The sequence below is a fragment of the Stenotrophomonas sp. pho genome (assembly GCF_006228405.1).
GTDB lineage: Bacteria > Pseudomonadota > Gammaproteobacteria > Xanthomonadales > Xanthomonadaceae > Stenotrophomonas > Stenotrophomonas sepilia.
On record NZ_CP029759.1, the window covers coordinates 133197 to 153115 of the forward strand.

Genomic DNA, 19919 nt, shown 5'->3' on the forward strand with positions numbered 1-19919 from the left:
CCATGTTGCAGACACCCTCATCCATGCCAGGTATCTCCATGCCCAACGCTCGTCCCGTCGCCATCCTCGGTGGCGTCCGCATTCCGTTCTGCCGCCAGAACACCGCGTATTCGGATGTCGGCAACCTCGGCATGTCGGTCCGTACGCTGGGTGCGCTGGTCGAACGGTTCGGCCTGCATGGCCAGCAGCTGGGTGAAGTGGCGATGGGCGCGGTGATCAAGCATTCCAGCGACTGGAACCTGGGCCGCGAAGCCACGCTGTCGTCCGGCCTGTCGCCGCTGACCCCGGGCATCACCCTGCAGCGTGCCTGCGGTACCTCGCTGGACAGCATCATCACCGTGGCCAACAAGATCGCGCTGGGCCAGATCGAATCGGGCATCGGCGGTGGTTCGGACACCACCTCCGACGTGCCGATCGTCTACGGCAAGAAACTGCGTGCACGCCTGCTGGCGGCCAACCGCGCCAAGAGCACCGGCGACAAGATCCGTGCGCTCACCGCCGGTTTCAAGTTCTCCGAGCTCAAGCCCGAGTTCCCGGGCGTGGCCGAGCCGCGCACCGGCAAGAGCATGGGCGACCACTGCGAGGACATGGCGAAGGAGTGGAACATCTCGCGCGACTCGCAGGATGAGTGGGCGGTGTCGTCGCACAAGAAGCTGGCCGCCGCCTACGAGCGTGGCTTCTTCAACGACCTGATCGCACCGTTCCGTGGCGTCGAGCGCGACAACATCCTGCGCCCGGACACCTCGCTGGAAAAGCTGGCCACGCTGAAGCCGGCGTTCGACAAGGTTTCCGGGCGTGGCACGCTCACCGCCGCCAACTCCACCCCGCTGACTGACGGTGCCGCTGCAGTGCTGCTGGCCAGCGAAGAGTGGGCACGCGCGCATGGCCATGAACCCCAGGCTTACCTGCGTGACGCGCACGTCGCCGCGGTGGACTTCGTGCACGGCGAAGGCCTGCTGATGGCACCGACCATCGCGGTGCCGGAGATGCTCAAGCGCAACGGCCTGACCCTGCAGGACTTCGACATCTACGAGATCCACGAAGCCTTTGCCGCACAGGTGTTGTGCACCCTGCGTGCGTGGGAGAGCGAGGACTACTGCCGCAACCGCCTGGGCCTGGACGCGCCGCTGGGCCGCATCGACCCGGACAAGATCAACCTGCTGGGCTCGTCGCTGGCCACCGGCCACCCGTTCGCCGCTACCGGCGCACGCGTGATCGCCACGGCAGCCAAGCAGCTGGCCGAACGCGGCGGTGGCCGCGCACTGGTGTCGATCTGCACCGCTGGCGGCATGGGCGTGGTGGCGATCGTCGAACGCTGATCGCATCCATCGGTGGGTGCCGACCGTTGGTCGGCACGATCCGGCCGGCACTCCTGGAACTGAAAACGCCGCCCATCGGGCGGCGTTTTTTTTGTTCGGATTGTTGCTCTGGTGGGTGCCAAATTCACCGGTGGATGCCGGCCAGCGGCCAGCACTACCCATCAGGGCAACCGCGGGTTGCCGAATTCGTCGCGCTCTTCGTTGGCGTCATACACCGGCGGCTGTGCAACGATGGGCTGCTCCTCCACCGTGGCGCGCAGCGGCGTCTCGGTGCCACGCACCAGTTCCACGCTGTCCTCGCCGCGCTGCAGGCGCAGCGCATTGGCCAGGCACTGCGCGGCCAGCGCGTGTTCGCCACGTTGCGCGAACACTTCACCCAGCGCTTCCCACGCCGGTGCACCGGCGCCAGCGGCAATGGCCTCGTGCAGGAACGCATCGGCGGCATCCCATTGCTGCTGGCCCAGGGCCACGCGGCCCTGGGCCAGGCGCAGCGCGGCCGAGCCGTCATGCACGTTGCGCCAGCGCGCCAGATTGGCCTGGCGGGTGGCCAGGCGCTCGGCGGGCAGGCGGCCATACAGCGCCACCAGATCGTCATTCCAACGCTGGTCCAGTGCCTGTTCCAGCGCCAGCAGCGCCGGCTCATCCCAGTCCAGCGCCACCGCACGGCTGGCATAGGCGCCCACCACGTCCGGGGTGGGGCGCAGCGCCTTCGGGGTGGCCTCCCACTGTGCGGCCAGCGCGTTGACGTCGGCCGCTTCCAGCAGCGCCTGTGCGGCCAGGCGTGCCTCCAGTTCGCTGTTCGCGTCGGCCGGCAGCACCTTGCTCTGGCGCAGCGCACCCAGCTGGCCATACGCTTCGTGGGCGCGGCCGGCCTGTGCCAGCGCTTCGGTACGCAGCCACAGGCCGCGTGGTGGCAGCGGCTGGATCGCCGCTACGTCCAGCGCGTTGATCGCATCGACCGGCAGATCGCGCGCCAGCAGCTGTTCGGCGCGCAGCAGTGCCTGCAGGGTGGCGTCACTTTCACCCAGGCGCTGCAGCAGCGCCTCTCCGGCGGGGCCATCGGCCCGTGCCTGCGCGCTGCGCACGGCGGTGGCCAGTGCCACCGCGCTCACTTCCGGGTCCCTGGCGGCGCCGTCCAGCAGCTTCTCCGCACGCTGCCACTGGCCATGCTCGTAGGCCTGCAGGCCGTCGATCAGGCGCACCCGGCCCTGCTTGCGGCGGTAGCGGCCCCAGGCACGGAACGGTGCAGCGATCAGGCTCCACAGCAGCCACAGCACCAGCACCGTGATCACTGCCAGCAGCGCTACCTTCGGCAGGTTGCTGTGATAGTCGTAGCCGCCGTAGCGCAGGGTCACTTCGCCGAAGCGGTTCAGGTCATCGGCGCCGAGCCATTGCGCGGCGACCACGCCGATGGCCACGGCCAGCAACAGCACGACCAGGGATTGCAGTGGTTTCATGCGGGCTTACCTCCGGTCGGTCTGGGTGCGCAGTTGTTGCAGGGTGCTGCCAAGGACAGCGTCGTTGGCCTGCAGCGGCAGTTCGCGCAAGGCCTTCAGTTCAGCACGTTGCGCGCGCAGGGCCGGTGAATCCGGCCAGCGCCGCTGTGCCCACTGCTCCACGCGGTCCAGAGCGGTGTTGCGGCCCGCGCGGTCGCCGCGCTCGATCGCGGCGCGCGCCAACGTCAATTCCAGCTGCAGTGCATCGTCGGCGTTGCGCTGTTCGGCGGCCGTCAGCGGGCCGTTCTGGCGGCTCGGGGTGATGTCCACGAACGGTGCCAGCGTGGCCTGCCACCAGGGCTTGGCGGTGCTGCTGCCGGTCGTGCCGGTGATCTGCGAGGGCAGGCCCTGCAGCGCGCGGGCCACGGCATCCAGGCGCTGCAGCGACTGCACGCGCGGGCCGGTGCCGAGCGCATCCAGCGCCTCGCGCTCCTGCACCAGCGCCTGGCGCAGGTTCAGGCCATCAGCGTCGGGCAGTTCGGCCAGTGCGGTGGCCGCCTGTGCATACAGGCGGCGTGCGCCGTCCACGTCGTCGGCGTAGTTCAGGCGCTGCGCAGCCTGGGTCAGCAGCAGCTCGGCCTCATCGCGCTGCACCGCCTGGCGGCCCTGGTTGGCACTGTCGGCCAGCTTGGCCAGGTTCTCTTCCAGCAGCGCGCTGCGCTGTGAGAGTCCCAGCATCTCGTCGCGCAGCACGCGGTTGGTGGTCGCCGCATCCTGCAGGCGCTGGCTGGTCGCGCGCTGGTCACGGCGCAGCGCATCCAGCGTGGCCTCCAGGCCCTTCAGCTGTACGGCCGTGGTCTGTGCCTGCGCTTCCTGTTCGCGCTGTTGCTGCTGCCAGACGTACCAGCCGGCATAACCGCCCGCGCCGAGCACGACCACGGCGGCCAGCGGCAGCAGCCAGCGCACGGGTCGATGGGGTGGGGGTGCGGGCGGAGTATCGTTCATCAGGCTTCCTTGTCGGCAACGTCGCCGGTCGGGGTGCCGGCAGGCTGCGTTGTGCACAGCATCACCGTTGCCGACGGCAGCGGCAAGCGTGATCCACGTCCCTGTTCAGGTCGCTGCCGGGACGGTGAGCGTGGCGTGTGCAGCGGCCACCAGCTGCGCAGCGGTGGGGCCGGCGCTGCGTGTGATGCGCTGCAGGCCGAGCGCCTGCGCCTGTTCGCCGAGGCGGTCACTGGCAACCACCACGCGGGCAGACGCCCGCAGGCGCTGCTGCCCGGCCGGCGGAAGCTGTTGCCAGAAATGCTGCAGGGCTTCGCCACTGCTCACGGCCAGCACCCACGGCTGTGCTGAATGCGCCAATCGCGCCAGCGTTCGCGGGGGCAGTCGCAGCAGGCGACGCTGGTAGACATCGGCACGTTCGATCGTGGCGCCCGCCGCCTGCAGCTGCGCGGCAATCAGGCCACGCCCGCCGGGGGCGGTCACCAGGCCGATGCGCAGGCCCTGTACGTCGGCCAGCACCGGCAGCGCCAGCAGCCCCTCGCTGTCCATCCGCTGCGGCGCGTGCACCTCGGTGATGCCGTGTGCCTGCAATGCGCGCGCAGTGCCTTCGCCCACGGTCAGCCACGGGCTGCACTGCACGTCGGCCAGCGGCAGCAGGGACGCGGCTGCGGCAACGGCGGCCGGGCTGGTGAATACCACCCGGTCGCAGTTCAGCGCGCGTTGCAGCTGGCGCACCACAGCCGTGCCCTGCAGGCGCTGCAGGCGCCAGGGCGCCAGGGCCAGGACATTCCCGCCCAGCCCGGCAACGGCGCGGCGCAGCGCCACGTTCTGGCCCCGCGGGCGCAGCGAGATCAGGGTCCAGCGCGGGCCGGAACGGGTGGCGCCAGTGGGTATCGTATGGTCGACCATTGCCTGCATTATGCGGGCCCTTCGTTGTCGTGGTCGCTGCTCCGATGTCCGTTGATGCCCTGACTTCCTCGTTGGCCGCCCTGCAGGACGTGCTGGACTGCATGCCGGCGGTCCGCGCCATGCAGATCCAGCTCGACGGCTATGCCGATGGCGTGCTGCGCATCACCGCGCCGCTGGCGGCCAACGTCAACGACAAGGGCAACGCCTTCGGCGGCAGCCTGGCCTCGGTGCTGACCCTGTCCGGCTGGGCGCTGGTCAGCCTGCGCCTGCGCCTGGCCGGCCACGATGCCGAGGTCTATGTGGCCGACAGCAACCTGCGCTACCTGGCGCCGGTCTATGAGGACCTGCACGCCCACGCCGAAGCGGCCGAAGCCACCGGCTGGGACGCCTTCCTGAATACCTTCCGGCAGCGCCGCAAGGCCCGCATCAGCATCATCGCCACCCAGCCCGGTGCCGATGGCAAGCCCGCCGCCGAATTCAGCGGTCGCTTTGTTGCCTTCGCCAAAGGGTAGGATGGCAGGCTGACGTTCTGGGGAAACCACCGATGCGCCGCCTCATCCAGTTCCTGATGTATTCCCTGCTGCTGGTCAGCGCCGTGGCCTCGGCCGACGACCTCAGCCGCAAGCAGCGCAAGCTGCTGGAAGAGACCCAGGTCGCGTATGGCGCGACCATCCGCTGGGGCAGCATGGACGATGCCATCGGCTACCTCGACCCCAAGCTGCGCAAGGAAAAGCCGCCGACCGAGTTCGAGCTCAACCGATACGCGCAGCTGCGCGTGTCGTCCTATCGCGAGCGCAGCAGCGCCTCGCTGGACGGTGGCCTGGTCGAGCGCCGGGTCGAAATCGGGGTGATCAACCAGAACACCCAGGCCGAGCGCACCGTGGTCGTGGTCGAGCGCTGGCGCTGGGATCCGGAGGCCAAGCGCTGGTGGCAGACCGCCGGCCTGCCGGACCTGTGGAAGGGGCAGTGACGGGCCGCGTCCGGCTTGTGCGACAATCGGCGCCCGCTTAATCGACCCGTGACCTGAGTGAATTACGAAGAGTTGCTGGCCTTTGCAGGCCGAAACCCGATGCTGTCCGCGGCCCTGGTCGGCCTGACCGTGGCCATCATCGTCACCGAGATCCGCCGCCTGTTCCGGGGCTTCAAGGGCATCAAGCCCGCCGAACTGACCCAGCTGATGAACGCGGGCGGCACGGTGGTGGTCGACCTGTCGGCCAGCGGTGACTTCGAAAAGGGCCACATTGCCGGCAGCCGCAATGCCCAGGCCAGTGCCTTCGGCCCGGAAAACAAGCTGGTGGCCAATGCCAAGCAGTCGCCGGTGGTGCTGGTGTGCCGCAGCGGCAACGCTTCGGAAACCGCCGCCAAGGCGCTGAAGAAGGCCGGTTTCGAGAAGGTCTACGTGCTCGATGGCGGCATTCCCGCCTGGCAGCAGGCCGAACTGCCGCTGGTCAAGGGCCGCAACTGATTGCCGCAGGTGGCGGATCCGGCCTTGTCTGGGCCTGGTCCCGCCCCCATCGCAGTAGTTCGACCATCGTTTTCATTGCATTCACCTGGAGTTACTGGAAATGTCCGAAGAGATCACCAACGGCGCCGCTGCGCCGGTCGATGCCGCTACCGGCCCCGCTTTCACCGTCGAGAAGATCTACGTCAAGGACGTCTCCTTCGAGTCGCCGAACGCGCCGACCATCTTCAATGACCAGGTGCAGCCGGAGCTGCAGCTGAACCTGAACCAGCAGGTGCAGCGCCTGGGTGAGAACGCCTTCGAAGTCGTGCTGGCCGTGACCCTGACCTGCCAGGCCGGTGAGCGCACCGCCTACGTGGCCGAAGTGAAGCAGGCCGGCGTGTTCGGCCTGGTCGGCCTGGACCCGCAGTCGATCGACGTGCTGCTCGGCACCCAGTGCCCGAACATCCTGTTCCCGTACGTGCGCCAGCTGATCAGCGACCTGATCCAGGCCGGCGGCTTCCCGCCGTTCTTCCTGCAGCCGATCAACTTCGAAGGCCTGTACGCAGAAACCCTGCGCCAGCGCCAGGAGCAGGGCGACGCACCGTCGCTGGCTGACTCCGAGCCGGCCGGCAACGCCTGATTCCTGCCGCGACGTCACGGATGAGCACTCCCGCTGACAAGATCGCCGTGCTCGGCGCCGGTTCTTGGGGAACCGCGCTGGCCAGCCTGCTCGCACGGCACGGTCACCCGACCGTGCTGTGGGGGCGCGACGCGGCCGTGGTCGAGGCCATCGACCAGCGCCACGAGAACCCGCGCTACCTGCCGGGCATCCCGCTGCCGGACAGCCTGCGTGCCACCACCGATCTGGCGTCGGCGGTGCAGGGCGCGGCCTGGATCCTGGTGGTGACGCCGTCGCACGCCTTTGGCGAGACCGTACGTGCGCTGGCGCCGCTGCGACCGGCCAGTGCCGGCGTGGCCTGGGCCACCAAGGGCTTCGAACCCGGTTCGGGCCGTTTCCTGCATGAAGTGGCGCGCGAAGTGCTGGGTGAGGATGTGCCGCTGGCCGTCGTCACCGGGCCGTCGTTCGCCAAGGAAGTCACGCAGGGCCTGCCGACCGCGATCACCGTGCACGGCGACGTGCCCGAGTTCGCGCAGACGGTGGCCGAGGCGATGCATGGCCCGGCGTTCCGCGCCTACACCGGCGACGACATGGTCGGTGCCGAGCTGGGCGGCGCGATGAAGAACGTGCTGGCGGTGGCCACCGGCGTGGCCGATGGCATGCAGTTGGGCCTCAACGCCCGTGCCGGCCTGATCACCCGCGGCCTCAACGAAATGCTGCGCCTGGCCGCTGCGATCGGCGCCAAGCCGGAAACGCTGATGGGCCTGGCCGGCCTGGGCGATCTGGTGCTGACCTGCACCGGCGACCTGTCGCGCAACCGCCGCCTGGGCCTGGCCCTGGGCCGCGGCCAGACGCTGCAGGATGCCGTGCGCGAGATCGGTCAGGTGGTCGAGTCGGTGCAAACCGCCGACGAAGTGATGCGACAGGCACGCCGCCATGGCATCGACCTGCCGATCTCCGACGGTGTGCGTGCCGTGCTGCATGGCGAGCAGACCCCGGAAGAAGGCTTGCGCGCACTGCTGGCGCGGGAACAGAAACCGGAGTATCCGGACACGCTGTTCAAGTGAATCGAAAAACCCCGGCCAGGTGCCGGGGTTTTTTCTTGTGCGCCTCATCCACGCATGGCGTGGATCCAGGACGGAACCCGCTTCTGGTAGCGGCCAACCTTGGTTGGCGCCCAGTAGCGCCGGGCCATGCCCTGCGGAATCCCTCACCGCGCCGGCGGCGGCGCGTTGCTGTTGTCCATGTCCGAAAAGATCAGCCAAGGCCCATCACGCTCACGCTTCAGCGTGAGCGTGAACTTGCCGGTATCGCCCACGTTGTTGCCGTAGCTGTACGCACCGACGATGTAACCCGTGTTCCCCTCCACCGCATATGCCAAGGCACGCAACCGCAACGGACTGCCGCCCTGTCCGGCATATGCAGCCTCGATCGCAGTGCGCCCGCGCACGGGTGGCTGGTTGCTCTGCAGCACAAAGCCATCCTCGGCGAAGAGCGCAGCCAGTGCCCTGGCATCACCCCCGCGCCACGCCTGCTCGTAGTTGCGCAGCACACGGTCCAGCGGTGCGGGCAGGGCTGCGTCCGGGAGAGGCTGCGCAGGCTCCGCGCCTTCTGCATCGTGGACATTTGCCGGCGATGCCATCAGCAGGGCACTGCAGAAGATCATGGCGAGTCGTGTGCGGCGCATGCGTCCAGGCCCTGGCGATGATGGGAAGACTTCAGACGCATCCTAGCGCGCCGCTGGTTAGAATCACGCGGCCGCCGATTCGGTGGATGCAGCGCAGATCAGACAAGGACACGCGATGAAGACGCGAATCACAGGGATGGCGATGATGGCCGCGCTGCTGGCAGCCTGCGGACAGGCACCGGAGAAGACTGGCGAGGCCGCGCCTGCTGCGGCGCCAGCACCAACCACCGAAGCTCTGGCCGCCACGGCCACGGTGGTCGAGAAGGAACCGTCCATCGAAGACAGCGTGGATCCCGCGGTGTGGGACAACGAAGGTGAACCGGAAGACCCCAGTGCCGGCGGCGAACAGACCTGTGCGGACAATCCGCTGGCGACCCACTTCTTCACCCTGGTCGGCGGCAGTACCGTGGACGACTGCGGCCGCAAGGACCCGAAGGTGCTGGCGGCCTTCAACAGCCTGATGAAGGGTACTTCGGCAGCCGAATCCAGCGACAAGGAGATTCCCTCGCTGCGCCAACGCCTGTTGAGCGGACCCAGTGGGCCCGGCGAGCTGCTGGTGCTGCAAGGCGAGCCATGGTGGTTCTACACCGCTTGCCAGGCCCACGACTGCCCCGGCACCGCGTTGGCGATGCTGTATTCGCCGACGGAAGCGAAGATGGTCGGCCGTCTTACCGCGCGCTGCCGTGTGTGGTGGCTGGGCGAGCCGACGGCGGAACAACGTGAGCAGATCGAACAGCGCCAGCCACTGCAGGATGCCGCGTTGAAGGAAGACAGCGCGCTCTGCGAGTGATGTGGCGCCGGCGTCACCCGTCCGGCTGCATGCGCGCGCTGGCCTGTGCGTTCATCGTCAGGCACGCCATGATCAGCCCTTCCATCACCCGGTCGCCCACGTACTCGGCCTCCGCGCCGTTCTGACGCACGCGCTCGGCCGCCAGCAGCAGCTCCAACGTCACGCGTTGGCCGGCCAGTGCACAGTCCGCATCGGCCAGCGCCATGCAACGGCCCGGCATCTGGTGACGCTCCGGCCAGGGTTGGCCATCGGCGGCCGCGCCTTTGCCGATGCGGTGAAGCGTGGCGATGAAGGCGTTCGGGTCGGTCGCAGCCGCGTGCTTTGAGGGCTCACCGCCAGTGGCGGACGAGCGATGCGGATGCAGGCGGGGGAAGTCCGGTGAGGTCATGGCAGTGCTCCGTGCAGGACAGACGGTAGCCGCCACGCAAAGGTGGCGGGCGGAGACGTGGCTCGAAAACCGGGAGATCACGAACAAGACCGGCAGGCGCAAGGCCTCCACGCTCCGCCCGCCATAGCCGGCAGACGGAATGCCAGCCGGCGCCACGCGGGTGACGCCGGCTGGCAAGCGCAAACAACGTTCGTGATCTGACGGGTTTTCGAGGCCCGGCCACCCATCTTCCGGTGGCCCGCCATCTGTACCGCTGTCGCTGCGCAACGCCAATCAGACGAGTTGCAAACAGCGTTTGATCGAAGACGCTTTCAGCATTCTTGCACGCTGTTAAGCCGTCGCGGACGCAGGTGCCGCAACGTCCGTAGCAGCATGGAGAATATGCGACATGATTCGAACTTGATGACAGGGATGTGGGTACCCCACCAGGCCGATGACGACAGTGCGCAGCGAAGAACGTAAATCGAACTCGCCCCACTCTGGTTGTCAGCGCTCTTCGGGTCCTTCGTACCAAGCCTGAGTACGGTTCACGATCCGCACCACGGACAGCATGACCGGTACCTCGATCAGCACACCCACCACGGTGGCCAGCGCCGCTCCCGAGTGCACGCCGAACAGTCCCACCGCTGTGGCCACAGCCAGTTCGAAGAAGTTGCTCGCACCAATCAGCGCTGACGGGCCGGCCACGCAATGCGCCACGCCCAGACGGCGGTTCAGAAGGTAGGCCAGGCCCGAAGTGAAATAGACCTGGATCAGGATCGGCACCGCAATCAGCGCGATCACCAGCGGTTGCTTCACGATCTGCTGGCCCTGGAACCCGAACAGCAGCACCAGCGTCAGCAGCAGGGCGGACAGCGACAGCGGGCCCAGCCGTCGAAGCGCACGCTGCAGCCCCGTCTCACCGCTGCGCGAAAGGATCCAGCGCCGCAGCAACGCGGCCACCAGCACGGGCACCACGATGTAGAGGCCAACCGACAACAGCAGGGTGTCCCACGGCACGCTGATCGCCGACAGGCCCAGCAGCAGCGCAACCACCGGCGCGTAGGCAACCACCATGATCGCGTCGTTCAACGCCACCTGGCTCAGGGTGAAGTTGGCATCACCGCGGCACAGGTTGCTCCACACGAACACCATGGCGGTGCAGGGCGCGGCCGCCAGCAGGATCAGCCCGGCGATGTAGCTGTCGATCTGTGCTGCAGGCAACCAGTCCGCGAAGGCATGGCGCAGGAACAGCCAGCCCAGCAGCGCCATCGAGAACGGCTTCACGGCCCAGTTGATGAACAGCGTCACGCCGATGCCCTTCCAGTGCTGCTGCAACTGGCGCATCGCAGTGAAGTCGACCTTCAGCAGCATCGGGATGATCATCAGCCAGATCAGCACCGCAACCGGCAGGTTGACTTTGGCCACTTCGGCGGAGGCCAGCACCGCGAAGGCATCGGGCAGGACGTGGCCCAGCAGCGTGCCCATCGCAATGCACAGCACAACCCACAGCGTCAGGTGTCGCTCGAACAGGCTCATGGCAGTGGCACCGTCATTGTGCGCCGTCGGTCGGCAGCAGCTGGCCGATCCGGTCCAGCGCGTGCTGCAGCGCTTCGCGTTCGGACCACACCGATTCGGGCAGTGCGAGCAGCGCACGCAGGCGCGTTTTCACGATGGCATGGGCCAGTGCGAAGGCCGCGGCCTTGTCGGCATCGCTGCCTGCCACGGCGGCGGGATCGGGCAGGCCCCAGTGGCTGCGGATGAAGTCACCGAACACCACAGGGCAGGCTTCGGCAGCGGCCGCGTCACACACGGTGATCACCAGATCCATCGGGGCCGCATCTACGAACTCATCCCACGACTTGCTGCGCAGCCCTTCAATGGGCATTCCTTCGGCCTGCAACTGGGCGAGCGCGAAGGGATTGATCTGGCCAGTGGGCTGGCTGCCCGCACTGAAAGCCCTGAAGCGATCGCCGCCCCAGGCGCGCAGGGTGGCTTCAGCCAGCACGCTGCGCGCGCTGTTGCCGGTGCAGAGGAACAGGACATTGCGGGTCATGTGGCTTCCGTGGTCAGTGAGTGGCTTGGACATGCAAAGCGCGCTTGCCGGGCAGAGACTAGTGAACTCGGCAGAGCTGCGGATCGCCTCGGCTATCTGCGCGCGATCGCATCCGGCATAGCCGTGCCGCGCGAACCATGGGCCTGCCGACGTTGTCAGCAGCACCAGTTCCCTGACCTGCATGCGGCGGGCCATGTCCTCGGCCGCTGACAGCAACGCGCGCCCAAGGCCGGTATTGCGTCGGTCGTCGGACACCACCAGCGAGCGAAGCAGGGCCGACGCGCCGAAGATCTGCAATCCAACGGCACCCACGGGAACGCCGTCGAGGTCTGCGACGAGAAACGCCACCTCGCTGCTTTCCAGATCGGCCACGGGCAACTGCGCCTGCTGCAGAAGGTCACGGATGGAGCACAGGTCGTCGCGCGTGCCTGCACGAATCACCGGGTCGGGTTTCATCTCAGCACCTGCATGCCGGTTCGCTCACCGTGCACCGCTCATCCGGGGAGCCCGCGCAGCAGTTGTGCGTCAGGTACTGGACCAAGCCGTTCATCGCATCGAAGTTGGCGCGGTAGCAGACGTGGCGGCCTTGGCTTTCGCTCTCCACCAGCCCGGCCTGCACCAGCTCCTTCAGGTGGAAGCTGAGCGTGGCTGGGGGTACCTGCAGGGCCGTGGCGATGTCGCCCGCCATGCGCCCTGCCGGGCCCGCCTCCACCAGCAGTCGGAAGGCAGCCAGGCGGGTGGCATGGCCGAGGGCGGTCAGGGCGGTGATTGCATTAGATGTTTCCATATTTCTAGAATAGTCGAATGAATGAGCCAATCACAAGCCTGGACCTGCCCAACCTGCTGGAATCGTCATTGCCCCAGCCCAATCATCACCAGCTCGCCGCGGCAGATCTGGGGCCGCCACGCATTCTCCTGCTCTACGGCTCGCTGCGGCCCCAGTCGTTCAGCCGCAAGCTTGCGCTGGAAGCCGAGCGGCTGCTGCGCCACCTGGGGTGCGAAACCCGGGTGTTCGATCCGCATGCGCTGCCGATGCTGGACAGCGTGGACAGGAATCACCCCGAAGTGCAGCGACTGCGCGAATGGTCACAGTGGTCGGAAGGGCAGGTCTGGGTCAGCCCCGAGCGGCATGGCACGGTCACCGGCGTGTTCAAGAACCAGATCGACTGGTTGCCGCTGGAAGATGGCAGCGTGCGGCCCACGCAGGGCAGGACGCTGGCGGTGATGCAGGTGAGCGGCGGCTCGCAGTCGTTCAATACCGTCAACACGTTGCGCGTGCTCGGCCGCTGGATGCGCATGCTGACCATCCCCAACCAGTCGTCGGTGGCCAAGGCCTGGCAGGAATTCGATGACGACGGCCGGATGAAACCCTCGCCGTACTACGATCGGGTGGTGGACGTGATGGAAGAACTGGTGAAGTTCACGCTGCTGACGCGGGGCCGGTCGGACTACCTGGTGGACCGCTACAGCGAGCGGAAGGGCGACGCGCACGCCGCGGCCTTGGCGCGGGCTGCAGGGGCGACGGCTTCCTGAGTTCCAGCACGCGCGCTACCTGCTCGCGCGCTGCGCGCCCTTGCTGTTCTCGTCCTTTGCATCGCCACGGCTCTGCGCGAACGCCGGGAACGTCTTCGCGATCGAATCCTTGTCCGGCAGGATGTAGAACACACCGCCCTTCTGGAACGTGGATTGCACGATCTGTTCGTAGAAGCCGGGCGAAACGTTGATGCAGCCGTGGGTGACGCGGTTGTCGTCCGGCGTCGGCGTCGCCAGTCGTTCGGCGCGCTTTTCCTTCGGGCTGCCCGGTGGCAGCGGATGCATCGAGACGGCGGAATCGTAGTCCACCCACAGCACGCGCCCGGCATCGTCGGAGGGGCCATAGGCGCCAATGAAGCGGCCCGCAGGCGTGGTGCGGTCGTGGCCGGGAATCGCGCTCAGAGCAAGCTTGGCGACGCCCGGTGCGGAATGATCGCCGATGGCCGAACCGAACAGTGCCGGCGCGGCGCCGCGCAGCTTGCCGTCGCCGCCGAAGACCAGGACCTGCGCGGCGGCCTTGTCCATGATCGCGAACGGATAACCCTGATTGTCCTTGCTGGCGACCACCCAGCCGGCCAGCTCGATCACTGTTTCGGAGACGCTCTGGTCGGGCGGAAGTTCATCAACGGCGGCCGCCTGTGGTGCGGGTGCGTCCTTGTCCCTGGCGTTGGCTACGCCGCTGCATGCAACGGCCAGTGCCACGGCCAGAGTGGCGTGCAGGGCGCGGTGTGCAGGGGAGGAGGAGGTACGAATGAGACGGCTCCTGGCAATGCAGATCTGAGGTGGAAGGACGCCAGTGGCCGGCGAGGGCCACTGGTTCCCGATACACAGGTGGATCAATTCAAACAGTGAGGGAGCGATCAGCCGCGCGGCTTGCGTCCGACGGGTGCCCTTTCAAGCTGCTGCACGCGGCCTTCGATCTGGTCCAGGCGCTGGTTGGCCTGCTGTGCCGACTGGTTGGCGGACTCGGCACTCTGTGCAGCGCCCTGCACCTTTACATCGAGCTGATCGAGGCGCGAGTTGATGGTTGCGAACTCGTCCTTGTAGGTGGCACAAGCGCCAAGGCTCACGGTGGCGATGAGCGCGACAGCAAGTGCGCGGGCCGTCTTCATGTGTTGCGGGTTCAGGTTCATTGCACTCCCTCCTTCGTCTGGGGAAGCTGGAATATAGCGGCGTTTGTTCCCCACGCTGACAAGCGCTTTCAGCTGAAGTTGGAAGACGTGGAAGGGTTGTGAAATATGTTCGTCAGCGAAGCTTAACGAGTGAGATCAGGCGAGCTGATGTGCGCAGAGGCGACGGCCTTGCGGTTGCTCGAATCGCCCAATTCATCAGCCTGAAGACGGCCTCATTCTTTCCCGTTTTCCACTGGCCCACACGTCGGGCGCCATTCACTTGCGGCGAACAATGCCGGCGCACTATCCGGGCGCACCTCCAGCAGCGTGGCGACGGCACCGGCTTTGTCATCGGTGCGGGCAACGTAGTCAGCGGCAATGCGGTAGCCGATCCAGTAACCAAGATCGCCGCGGCGCGTTTCGTCGCCCGCTCCGTTGTAGAGCCATTGCGACAGATCAGTACCGGCGCTGTCCCGGGCGAACTGGCGTTCCAGGGCGCATTCGCGGCCCTGCGTCCAACGACGCAGATGCGCGTTGGCCGGTTGCCCGAGATCAGTTCGCCCACGTACTCGGCGCCTCCTTCCAGCAGCGTCTGATAGAGCAGGGTCGGTTGCGCGACATCGACGCTCGCACCGGGCTGCTGCACGTGCACGTACTCATGGGCGATCAGGTGCACGAAACGATCGCCGATGTCGGGCTGCATCCAGTCGGCGTTGCACAGCGCCTCCAGTCCGATCACCACGCCGTCGGGCGTGGTGACACCGCCGCTGTTTCCCCGACCCACCAGCACGGTGACCGGCGGAAAACGTGCGGAGGGAAGCAGCGTGCCCAACCGATCGAGTGCCTTGGCAACCCGCTCGCGGATCTCCGGCAGCGCCGTCGCACAGGTACGGGCTTTGGCAAACAGCGCAGGTTTGTGCTGGATCGCATCTGCAAGACGATCCATCGAGCCGATACGGCTGTCAGTGAAGCTGCGTAGTGCATCCGTACCCGCATGCAGATAGCCGCGCTGCAGATCGTCGGCACTTGGCTTCCCTCCGCTTGCATCCAGCACGCTGAAGAAGCGCGCGACATCGTCGGTCTGAATCACGATGCGCCCGGAAGGGCGGGTACGCTCGGCTGCGTTGGCTACCTGCAGCATCATCGGCAGGGCGAAGAGCAGCAAAGCCCGCACTGTGCGCCGGGCATGAAGCGGAAACAGCAGTGACGCGATGGATGCATGTAGCCACGTGCCCATAGTTAGAGCGCGTTTTGGCCTCATAGTTGGGTGCAGCCGAGGCTCTACATTCACCGACTATTAGCACCTTGGCCCCATAGTCGGGGCGCTCGTAGCGTAGCTAATTGATATCGAAGGAAATGATTGCATAGTTGGAGACTTCTTTCATAGCTGAACCAACTATGGGTACGCGAATGAATATCCGCTCTCCAGACCGTGCAGTCTGCTGGCGTCTGCCACCTACCTGGATTCCGATGCAAGGTTGTGAAGACGTGGCTGAACCTAGTGAGGCAGCACGGATCTCGGATGGACGCAACGCGCAATGCAAGAAGTCGCTAATCAATGTGGCATGGACCCACAAATGAAAAGCCACTGTTAGTTCCACTCGCGCAATGGGCTCCAATCTAGCATTCGACTCGTCCGGAGAACGCTCGACGTATTAAGGCTTCAAGGATTGTAATGGATTGATTTTAAAGGAGGTATAACCATTTATGGCTTGCGAAATGCAGAGGGACTCAACGAGCTTGCAACGAGCATTGGTTTGCGTATGTTGGAGGAATGAACGCACTTTCCCTGCAAAGAGCGGCACTTGAAGCGTCCTCAGAAGAGGAACTGGCAGACAGGATCGTTGATGAGTCTGGGATCTGTGTTCGCGTGGGGGATGCCAGGCAGCTACTTGGATTCCGTAGCCTAGATGCAGGTAGACGAGCTGCAGTGCAGGGGCGCTTAGGCATCGAAGCGGTGAACCTTCCAGGTCGCCGTGGACGTTTGTCCCTTCGGCAGGCACCTATCAAGGAGCCCGTGCAATGAGCTAAGTAAGAAAGATCTCTGGGGAGAAGAAACAACAAACCCTGGCTGGCAGGCCAGGGCTTGTTCGCAGCTAGCGCTTAGTTCCGCGTAGCTGAATCTACTCCCGACCCGTGCTTCTTTCAAGTGCTCGTCAAAGCGGGAGGGGGCCGTGCAGCCATCTCCCACCATGAGGGAGATGGCAATGACCCCAGATCAGCTGAGGGATCATCTAAGAACGCTAGATCTATCAGTAGAAGATAGGTCCTTCGCACTCGAGCTCTTTGGCCAGGAACCAGGGCGCAGCGTTGGCGCCTATGCACTGGACAATGTGGTCGTCGACTTCTATTCAAGAAAGTGTCGCGATGTTCGCAGGCTGGAAAGCCATACAGTCGAGCAAACATTTGCATATGAGCTAGAAATTGATCCTGACGTCATCTCATATGTTTGCCAGGTCACTTGTCGTGGCATAAGGCGCGGCAATCATGTGTGCACCGCCCATGCAGACTTCTTTGTGGTTCGACGGTCCTCCGTGGAAATCGTGGAATGTAAGCCCATCTCCAAGCTCAGCACTCTTGTGGAGAGAAAGCCCGAAGAGTGGGTGCTGGACGGTGGGAAATATCGCAATCTGGTGTATGAGCGATGGGCAGCATCCCATGGGATCGAGTACAAGATCTGGGCCTCACCCAGCAACATCAGCCGATACCATAGGAACTTGCAGTTCATCTACCAAAACTGGGATGAAGATCTCTCAATGGTGCGCCGAGAGGGCTTTGCTGCGGTGGAAAAGCAGCTTTACATGGGGCCAAAAAGCATCGCGTTTCTTATGGAAGAGATCCCTTGGTTCAACGCTGGGGTCGCAGCAGGACTCTTGGCGGATAGGCTAGTCCACGGGCCCATAGGGCACATACCGATTACCGATACGCGCAACTTTCTCTTAAGCCTAAGTCAAGAGCAGGCGGAGGCGATTGCGGCCGAGTGCTGTAAGAACATCAACAACCTGTATGCCGAAGCTAGCGGCCCAGTTGCGCTCGCAAGTTCAGTTGATGTGGCAAAGGCAGTTGCAAGGCTGAAGAAGCTTGAATGCCTTGCTCGTGAAGGAAAGCGAGCGACACCCAAGATGAGGAAGTTGGAGGAGCGGGTGAGACTAGCGCGCGCAGAGGGTCGCAATCCTCTAGATGATCTCATCACCAACTACGCAAAGTGCGGGAACCGATCCAGTCGTCTCACTCACGCGCAATCAGAACTTGTACGCGGAGTCATTGGCTCACATTGGCTAAAGGGTAAGGTTGCGACGCTAGCCGATCTGTATCGTGAGCTAGCCCTGCAGTGCGAGTGCGCTGGCGTTCCTGTGCCTGGCCGGAAGGCGCTCGTCAGAAGAGTTCGATCCGTTTCAAGGGGGCAACGTGATCTTGCTGTCGGCGGTAAGCGAAACTATCAAGCAAATAGGCCGCGTTCCGACGCTCGGGTTAGATCAGGCCAAGCGCTTGCTGTGCACTCTGTCCTGCACATCGATGCAACCAAGGTTGACAACCGAGTCTTTACACAAGAAGACGAAGGGCAGCAAGACCACTGCCCGGTACTGTACTGCGGCCGTGACGAAGCGTCGTCTAAGGTTATGGCCCATGCCTTTGTCTTCGGTCCCGCTCGGCGCGAAGGGCCACTAATTTTGCTGAGGAACTATGTGCGCGAGCACGCGAAGCTTCCACACGCAATCGTGATCGATCGAGGCACTGATCTTAAGTCAGCCTTAGGTGATCTCTGTCGAACCTATGGCATCTCCATACTCACAGTGCCGACAGGCGCGAGTCGCTTCAACTCACAGTGTGAGACGGTTCAAGGGCTTATCAATTCCATGGTCAGCCACAAATTGATTGGGAGCACAAAGCCAGATAAAGCCGGTAGAAGTGTCGATGGAAAATTCAAAAGCAGATCGACCGCGCGCCTAGATTTCTCGACCGTAGAATCCGAAATTCACCACCTTCTGTACAGCCTGATGCCCGAGATGCCCGTGGATGGCTTCGCAGGTGCGCGAGAGCGATTTGAGAACAGTCAGTTGACTGCTCCAAACTCTGGAATACCAACGGTTGTAGACGATGACTTCCTATTTCAAACTTCAGTGAAATTGAAATCATGCTCTTATGAAAGAACAAGGGGGATCAGACACTGGAGGAGAAGCTACACGAACGCGGATCTCGCGTCGCGCGCGCATGAAGAGAAGATCCTCAGTGCTCGGCGTGATCCTGAGGATATTTCATTCGTTTGGATTCAGACCACGAAGAGACGCTACAAGGCATGGTGCTCGAAGGTCTCGGAGATTGGTCACTACTCCGAGCAGGATCGTCACTTCGAGGCAATGTGGGAGCAGTTCATCACGCCGGATGTTGAGAGCAAGAAGGAGGAGCTGCAGCGTAAGAACTATGAGAGGACGAGCATGGCCAACGCCAGGCAGCGAGCCAATGATATGGGGCTAGCAAGTGGAAAGGAAACGCAAGCCCCGCCAAATGCGAGTCGATCGAAGGTTCAAGCGAGATTGGTCGTCAACTTTGATGAGCTCCCCGATCTCATTGTGGAAGGGGATTCGCATGGACGCTAGCATCCTGCCCCATTTTCCAGCTGATGAGATGAGCTTCCCTTTCATACCACATCAGCGCTTTCTAACTACCCAGCACAGCCTACTGAAATCAGTTTCGAGAGCTCGGCCAGGAGACTTTGTTTGGTTGATAGCGCCCTCCTGGTCAGGAAAGAGCGAGTTGCGTCGGCAGCTGTTGCCTGAGCTCGGAGGAAATCCCCAACTTTGGCCAACAGGCCACTTGCCGCTGATCTCCGTAAGGGCAATCCTGAATCAGGGCGACAAGTTCAATCCGAAAGACTTCGCTTTGCGCCTACATCAGGAAATAACTGAGCCCGACACTAGCTGGACTAATGCTATGGAAACCGGTGGCGATCCTGACCAAACGCACGTGGCCGCAGAGCGGCGAGCCTCTTCAGTGTTCTGGCGTGAAGTGCGCGCGAGAACAGCGGAGAGAGACCTTCGTCTTTCGTTTGAGCGCATGTCTAGAATTCGCGGATTGAGGTACATCGTCATAGAGGAGGCTGCGAACATCTGCAGGGTTCCGAAGAGTCAGAGTTCACGCAACTACATGCTTGGCATCATGGCGCTTGTTGAAGAAATTGGTTGTGTGGCGATCATGATAGGAACCCATGAAGCGTCCACGCTCTATGAGGATTCCCAAGAGGTGTTCAATAGATCTGACGTTCTCTATATGCGTCCGTACGGTCTGAATGACAATGACGACCTGCGATCCTACGCCTCTCTGATCAAGGCGATCGGCAAGGGATTTCCACTTTCAAAAGGTAGCCTTCTCCAGGAAAACCTAGAGCTCATTGCTCTCAATGGAGGAGGAATTTTTGGCCCAACTCTGCGGTACTTGATGCGGGCGAATGAAGAGCGTTGTCGCAATGGTTCCAATACCATCGAGCTCGGGCATCTGCGAGCAGCGTCTGGAACCGAAAGGAACCACAGGCTGCTCTGGGGAGAGATAGACGCGTTCAATAGACTTGCCGATGGCAAGCGTTCTCTACGCCTAGCGGACTTCTTGACCATCAAGGGCTCATTGCCTAGCGAAGGCGATCTGTGAGG

General features: G+C 64.1%; 20 protein-coding genes and 2 pseudogenes. 10 read left to right on the plus strand and 12 right to left on the minus strand.

All coding sequences use genetic code 11. The features are described 5' to 3' along the window. The first annotated feature begins 23 nt into the window (after positions 1-23). A complete protein-coding gene (locus tag DL544_RS00580) occupies positions 24-1319 on the plus strand; it encodes an acetyl-CoA C-acetyltransferase (protein WP_005420942.1) in 1296 nt (431 codons plus the stop codon). Positions 1320-1480: 161 nt separating this feature from the next. On the opposite strand, the gene DL544_RS00585 is transcribed toward DL544_RS00580, so the two are convergent. From DL544_RS00585 to DL544_RS00595, 3 genes are all read right to left on the minus strand, one after another. Beyond that, complete coding sequence (locus tag DL544_RS00585; protein ID WP_139726583.1) at positions 1481-2776, minus strand: heme biosynthesis HemY N-terminal domain-containing protein; 1296 nt, start codon at positions 2774-2776, stop codon at positions 1481-1483. A 6-nt stretch (positions 2777-2782) separates the two neighbouring features. Continuing rightward, positions 2783-3760, minus strand: coding sequence for a uroporphyrinogen-III C-methyltransferase (locus DL544_RS00590; protein WP_111176805.1), 978 nt, complete (start codon positions 3758-3760; stop codon positions 2783-2785). Positions 3761-3865: 105 nt separating this feature from the next. Beyond that, a complete protein-coding gene (locus DL544_RS00595; RefSeq protein ID WP_139726584.1) occupies positions 3866-4675 on the minus strand; it encodes a uroporphyrinogen-III synthase in 810 nt (269 codons plus the stop codon). Positions 4676-4710: 35 nt separating this feature from the next. Between DL544_RS00595 and DL544_RS00600 the strand changes: the two genes are divergently transcribed. The 5 genes from DL544_RS00600 (at position 4711) to DL544_RS00620 (ending at position 7796) form a co-directional block, all read left to right on the plus strand. Further along, complete coding sequence (locus DL544_RS00600; RefSeq protein ID WP_005407593.1) at positions 4711-5178, plus strand: YiiD C-terminal domain-containing protein; 468 nt, start codon at positions 4711-4713, stop codon at positions 5176-5178. 32 nt (positions 5179-5210) lie between these two features. Then, a complete protein-coding gene (locus DL544_RS00605) occupies positions 5211-5636 on the plus strand; it encodes a hypothetical protein (protein WP_065195989.1) in 426 nt (141 codons plus the stop codon). A 57-nt stretch (positions 5637-5693) separates the two neighbouring features. Continuing rightward, positions 5694-6131 (plus strand): rhodanese-like domain-containing protein, encoded by a 438-nt coding sequence (locus DL544_RS00610; protein ID WP_053497787.1) that lies wholly within the window; start codon positions 5694-5696, stop codon positions 6129-6131. 100 nt (positions 6132-6231) lie between these two features. Continuing rightward, the gene (gene secB, locus DL544_RS00615) at positions 6232-6750 is read left to right on the plus strand and encodes a protein-export chaperone SecB (protein WP_005407596.1); all 519 of its coding nucleotides are present in this window, start codon (positions 6232-6234) and stop codon (positions 6748-6750) included. Between the two features lie 20 nt (positions 6751-6770). Next, positions 6771-7796: an NAD(P)H-dependent glycerol-3-phosphate dehydrogenase gene (locus DL544_RS00620; protein ID WP_139726585.1), complete on the plus strand. Its 1026-nt coding sequence runs from the start codon at positions 6771-6773 to the stop codon at positions 7794-7796. A gap of 143 nt (positions 7797-7939) precedes the next feature. Here the strand turns inward: DL544_RS00620 and DL544_RS00625 are convergent, their stop codons facing one another. After that, positions 7940-8395, minus strand: a complete 456-nt coding sequence (locus tag DL544_RS00625; protein WP_139726586.1) for a YybH family protein — start codon at positions 8393-8395, stop codon at positions 7940-7942. 136 nt (positions 8396-8531) lie between these two features. Here DL544_RS00625 and DL544_RS00630 point away from each other — a divergent pair, with 136 nt between their 5' ends. Continuing rightward, a complete protein-coding gene (locus DL544_RS00630) occupies positions 8532-9206 on the plus strand; it encodes a hypothetical protein (protein ID WP_065178710.1) in 675 nt (224 codons plus the stop codon). A 13-nt stretch (positions 9207-9219) separates the two neighbouring features. On the opposite strand, the gene DL544_RS00635 is transcribed toward DL544_RS00630, so the two are convergent. The 5 genes and pseudogenes from DL544_RS00635 to DL544_RS00650 all read right to left on the minus strand — a co-directional run bounded on the left by DL544_RS00635 (position 9220) and on the right by DL544_RS00650 (position 12416). Then, complete coding sequence (locus DL544_RS00635; protein ID WP_065178711.1) at positions 9220-9594, minus strand: hypothetical protein; 375 nt, start codon at positions 9592-9594, stop codon at positions 9220-9222. A 486-nt stretch (positions 9595-10080) separates the two neighbouring features. After that, a complete protein-coding gene (arsB, locus tag DL544_RS00640) occupies positions 10081-11112 on the minus strand; it encodes an ACR3 family arsenite efflux transporter (protein ID WP_005420922.1) in 1032 nt (343 codons plus the stop codon). Positions 11113-11125: 13 nt separating this feature from the next. After that, positions 11126-11629 (minus strand): arsenate reductase ArsC, encoded by a 504-nt coding sequence (locus DL544_RS21435; protein ID WP_235646199.1) that lies wholly within the window; start codon positions 11627-11629, stop codon positions 11126-11128. 36 nt (positions 11630-11665) lie between these two features. Continuing rightward, positions 11666-12085, minus strand: a pseudogene (arsN2, locus tag DL544_RS21440) (arsenic resistance N-acetyltransferase ArsN2); the annotation flags it as partial. A gap of 1 nt (position 12086) precedes the next feature. After that, positions 12087-12416, minus strand: a complete 330-nt coding sequence (locus tag DL544_RS00650) for an ArsR/SmtB family transcription factor (RefSeq protein ID WP_139726588.1) — start codon at positions 12414-12416, stop codon at positions 12087-12089. A 17-nt stretch (positions 12417-12433) separates the two neighbouring features. Between DL544_RS00650 and arsH the strand changes: the two genes are divergently transcribed. Beyond that, positions 12434-13162 (plus strand): arsenical resistance protein ArsH, encoded by a 729-nt coding sequence (gene arsH, locus DL544_RS00655; RefSeq protein WP_065185559.1) that lies wholly within the window; start codon positions 12434-12436, stop codon positions 13160-13162. Between the two features lie 15 nt (positions 13163-13177). Here the strand turns inward: arsH and DL544_RS00660 are convergent, their stop codons facing one another. The 3 genes and pseudogenes from DL544_RS00660 to DL544_RS00670 form a co-directional block, all read right to left on the minus strand. After that, positions 13178-13864 (minus strand): murein L,D-transpeptidase, encoded by a 687-nt coding sequence (locus DL544_RS00660; RefSeq protein ID WP_139726589.1) that lies wholly within the window; start codon positions 13862-13864, stop codon positions 13178-13180. A gap of 158 nt (positions 13865-14022) precedes the next feature. Continuing rightward, positions 14023-14295, minus strand: a complete 273-nt coding sequence (locus tag DL544_RS00665) for a hypothetical protein (protein ID WP_005420910.1) — start codon at positions 14293-14295, stop codon at positions 14023-14025. A gap of 212 nt (positions 14296-14507) precedes the next feature. After that, a pseudogene (locus DL544_RS00670) lies at positions 14508-15448 on the minus strand (DUF2268 domain-containing putative Zn-dependent protease). A 1033-nt stretch (positions 15449-16481) separates the two neighbouring features. Here DL544_RS00670 and DL544_RS00675 point away from each other — a divergent pair. Then, on the plus strand, positions 16482-18872 hold the full coding sequence (locus DL544_RS00675) for a hypothetical protein (RefSeq protein ID WP_130768356.1): 2391 nt from the start codon (positions 16482-16484) through the stop codon (positions 18870-18872). After that, the gene (locus DL544_RS00680; protein WP_158229108.1) at positions 18862-19917 is read left to right on the plus strand and encodes a hypothetical protein; all 1056 of its coding nucleotides are present in this window, start codon (positions 18862-18864) and stop codon (positions 19915-19917) included. Before DL544_RS00675 ends, DL544_RS00680 begins: the two co-directional genes overlap by 11 nt. Positions 19918-19919: the final 2 nt, after the last annotated feature.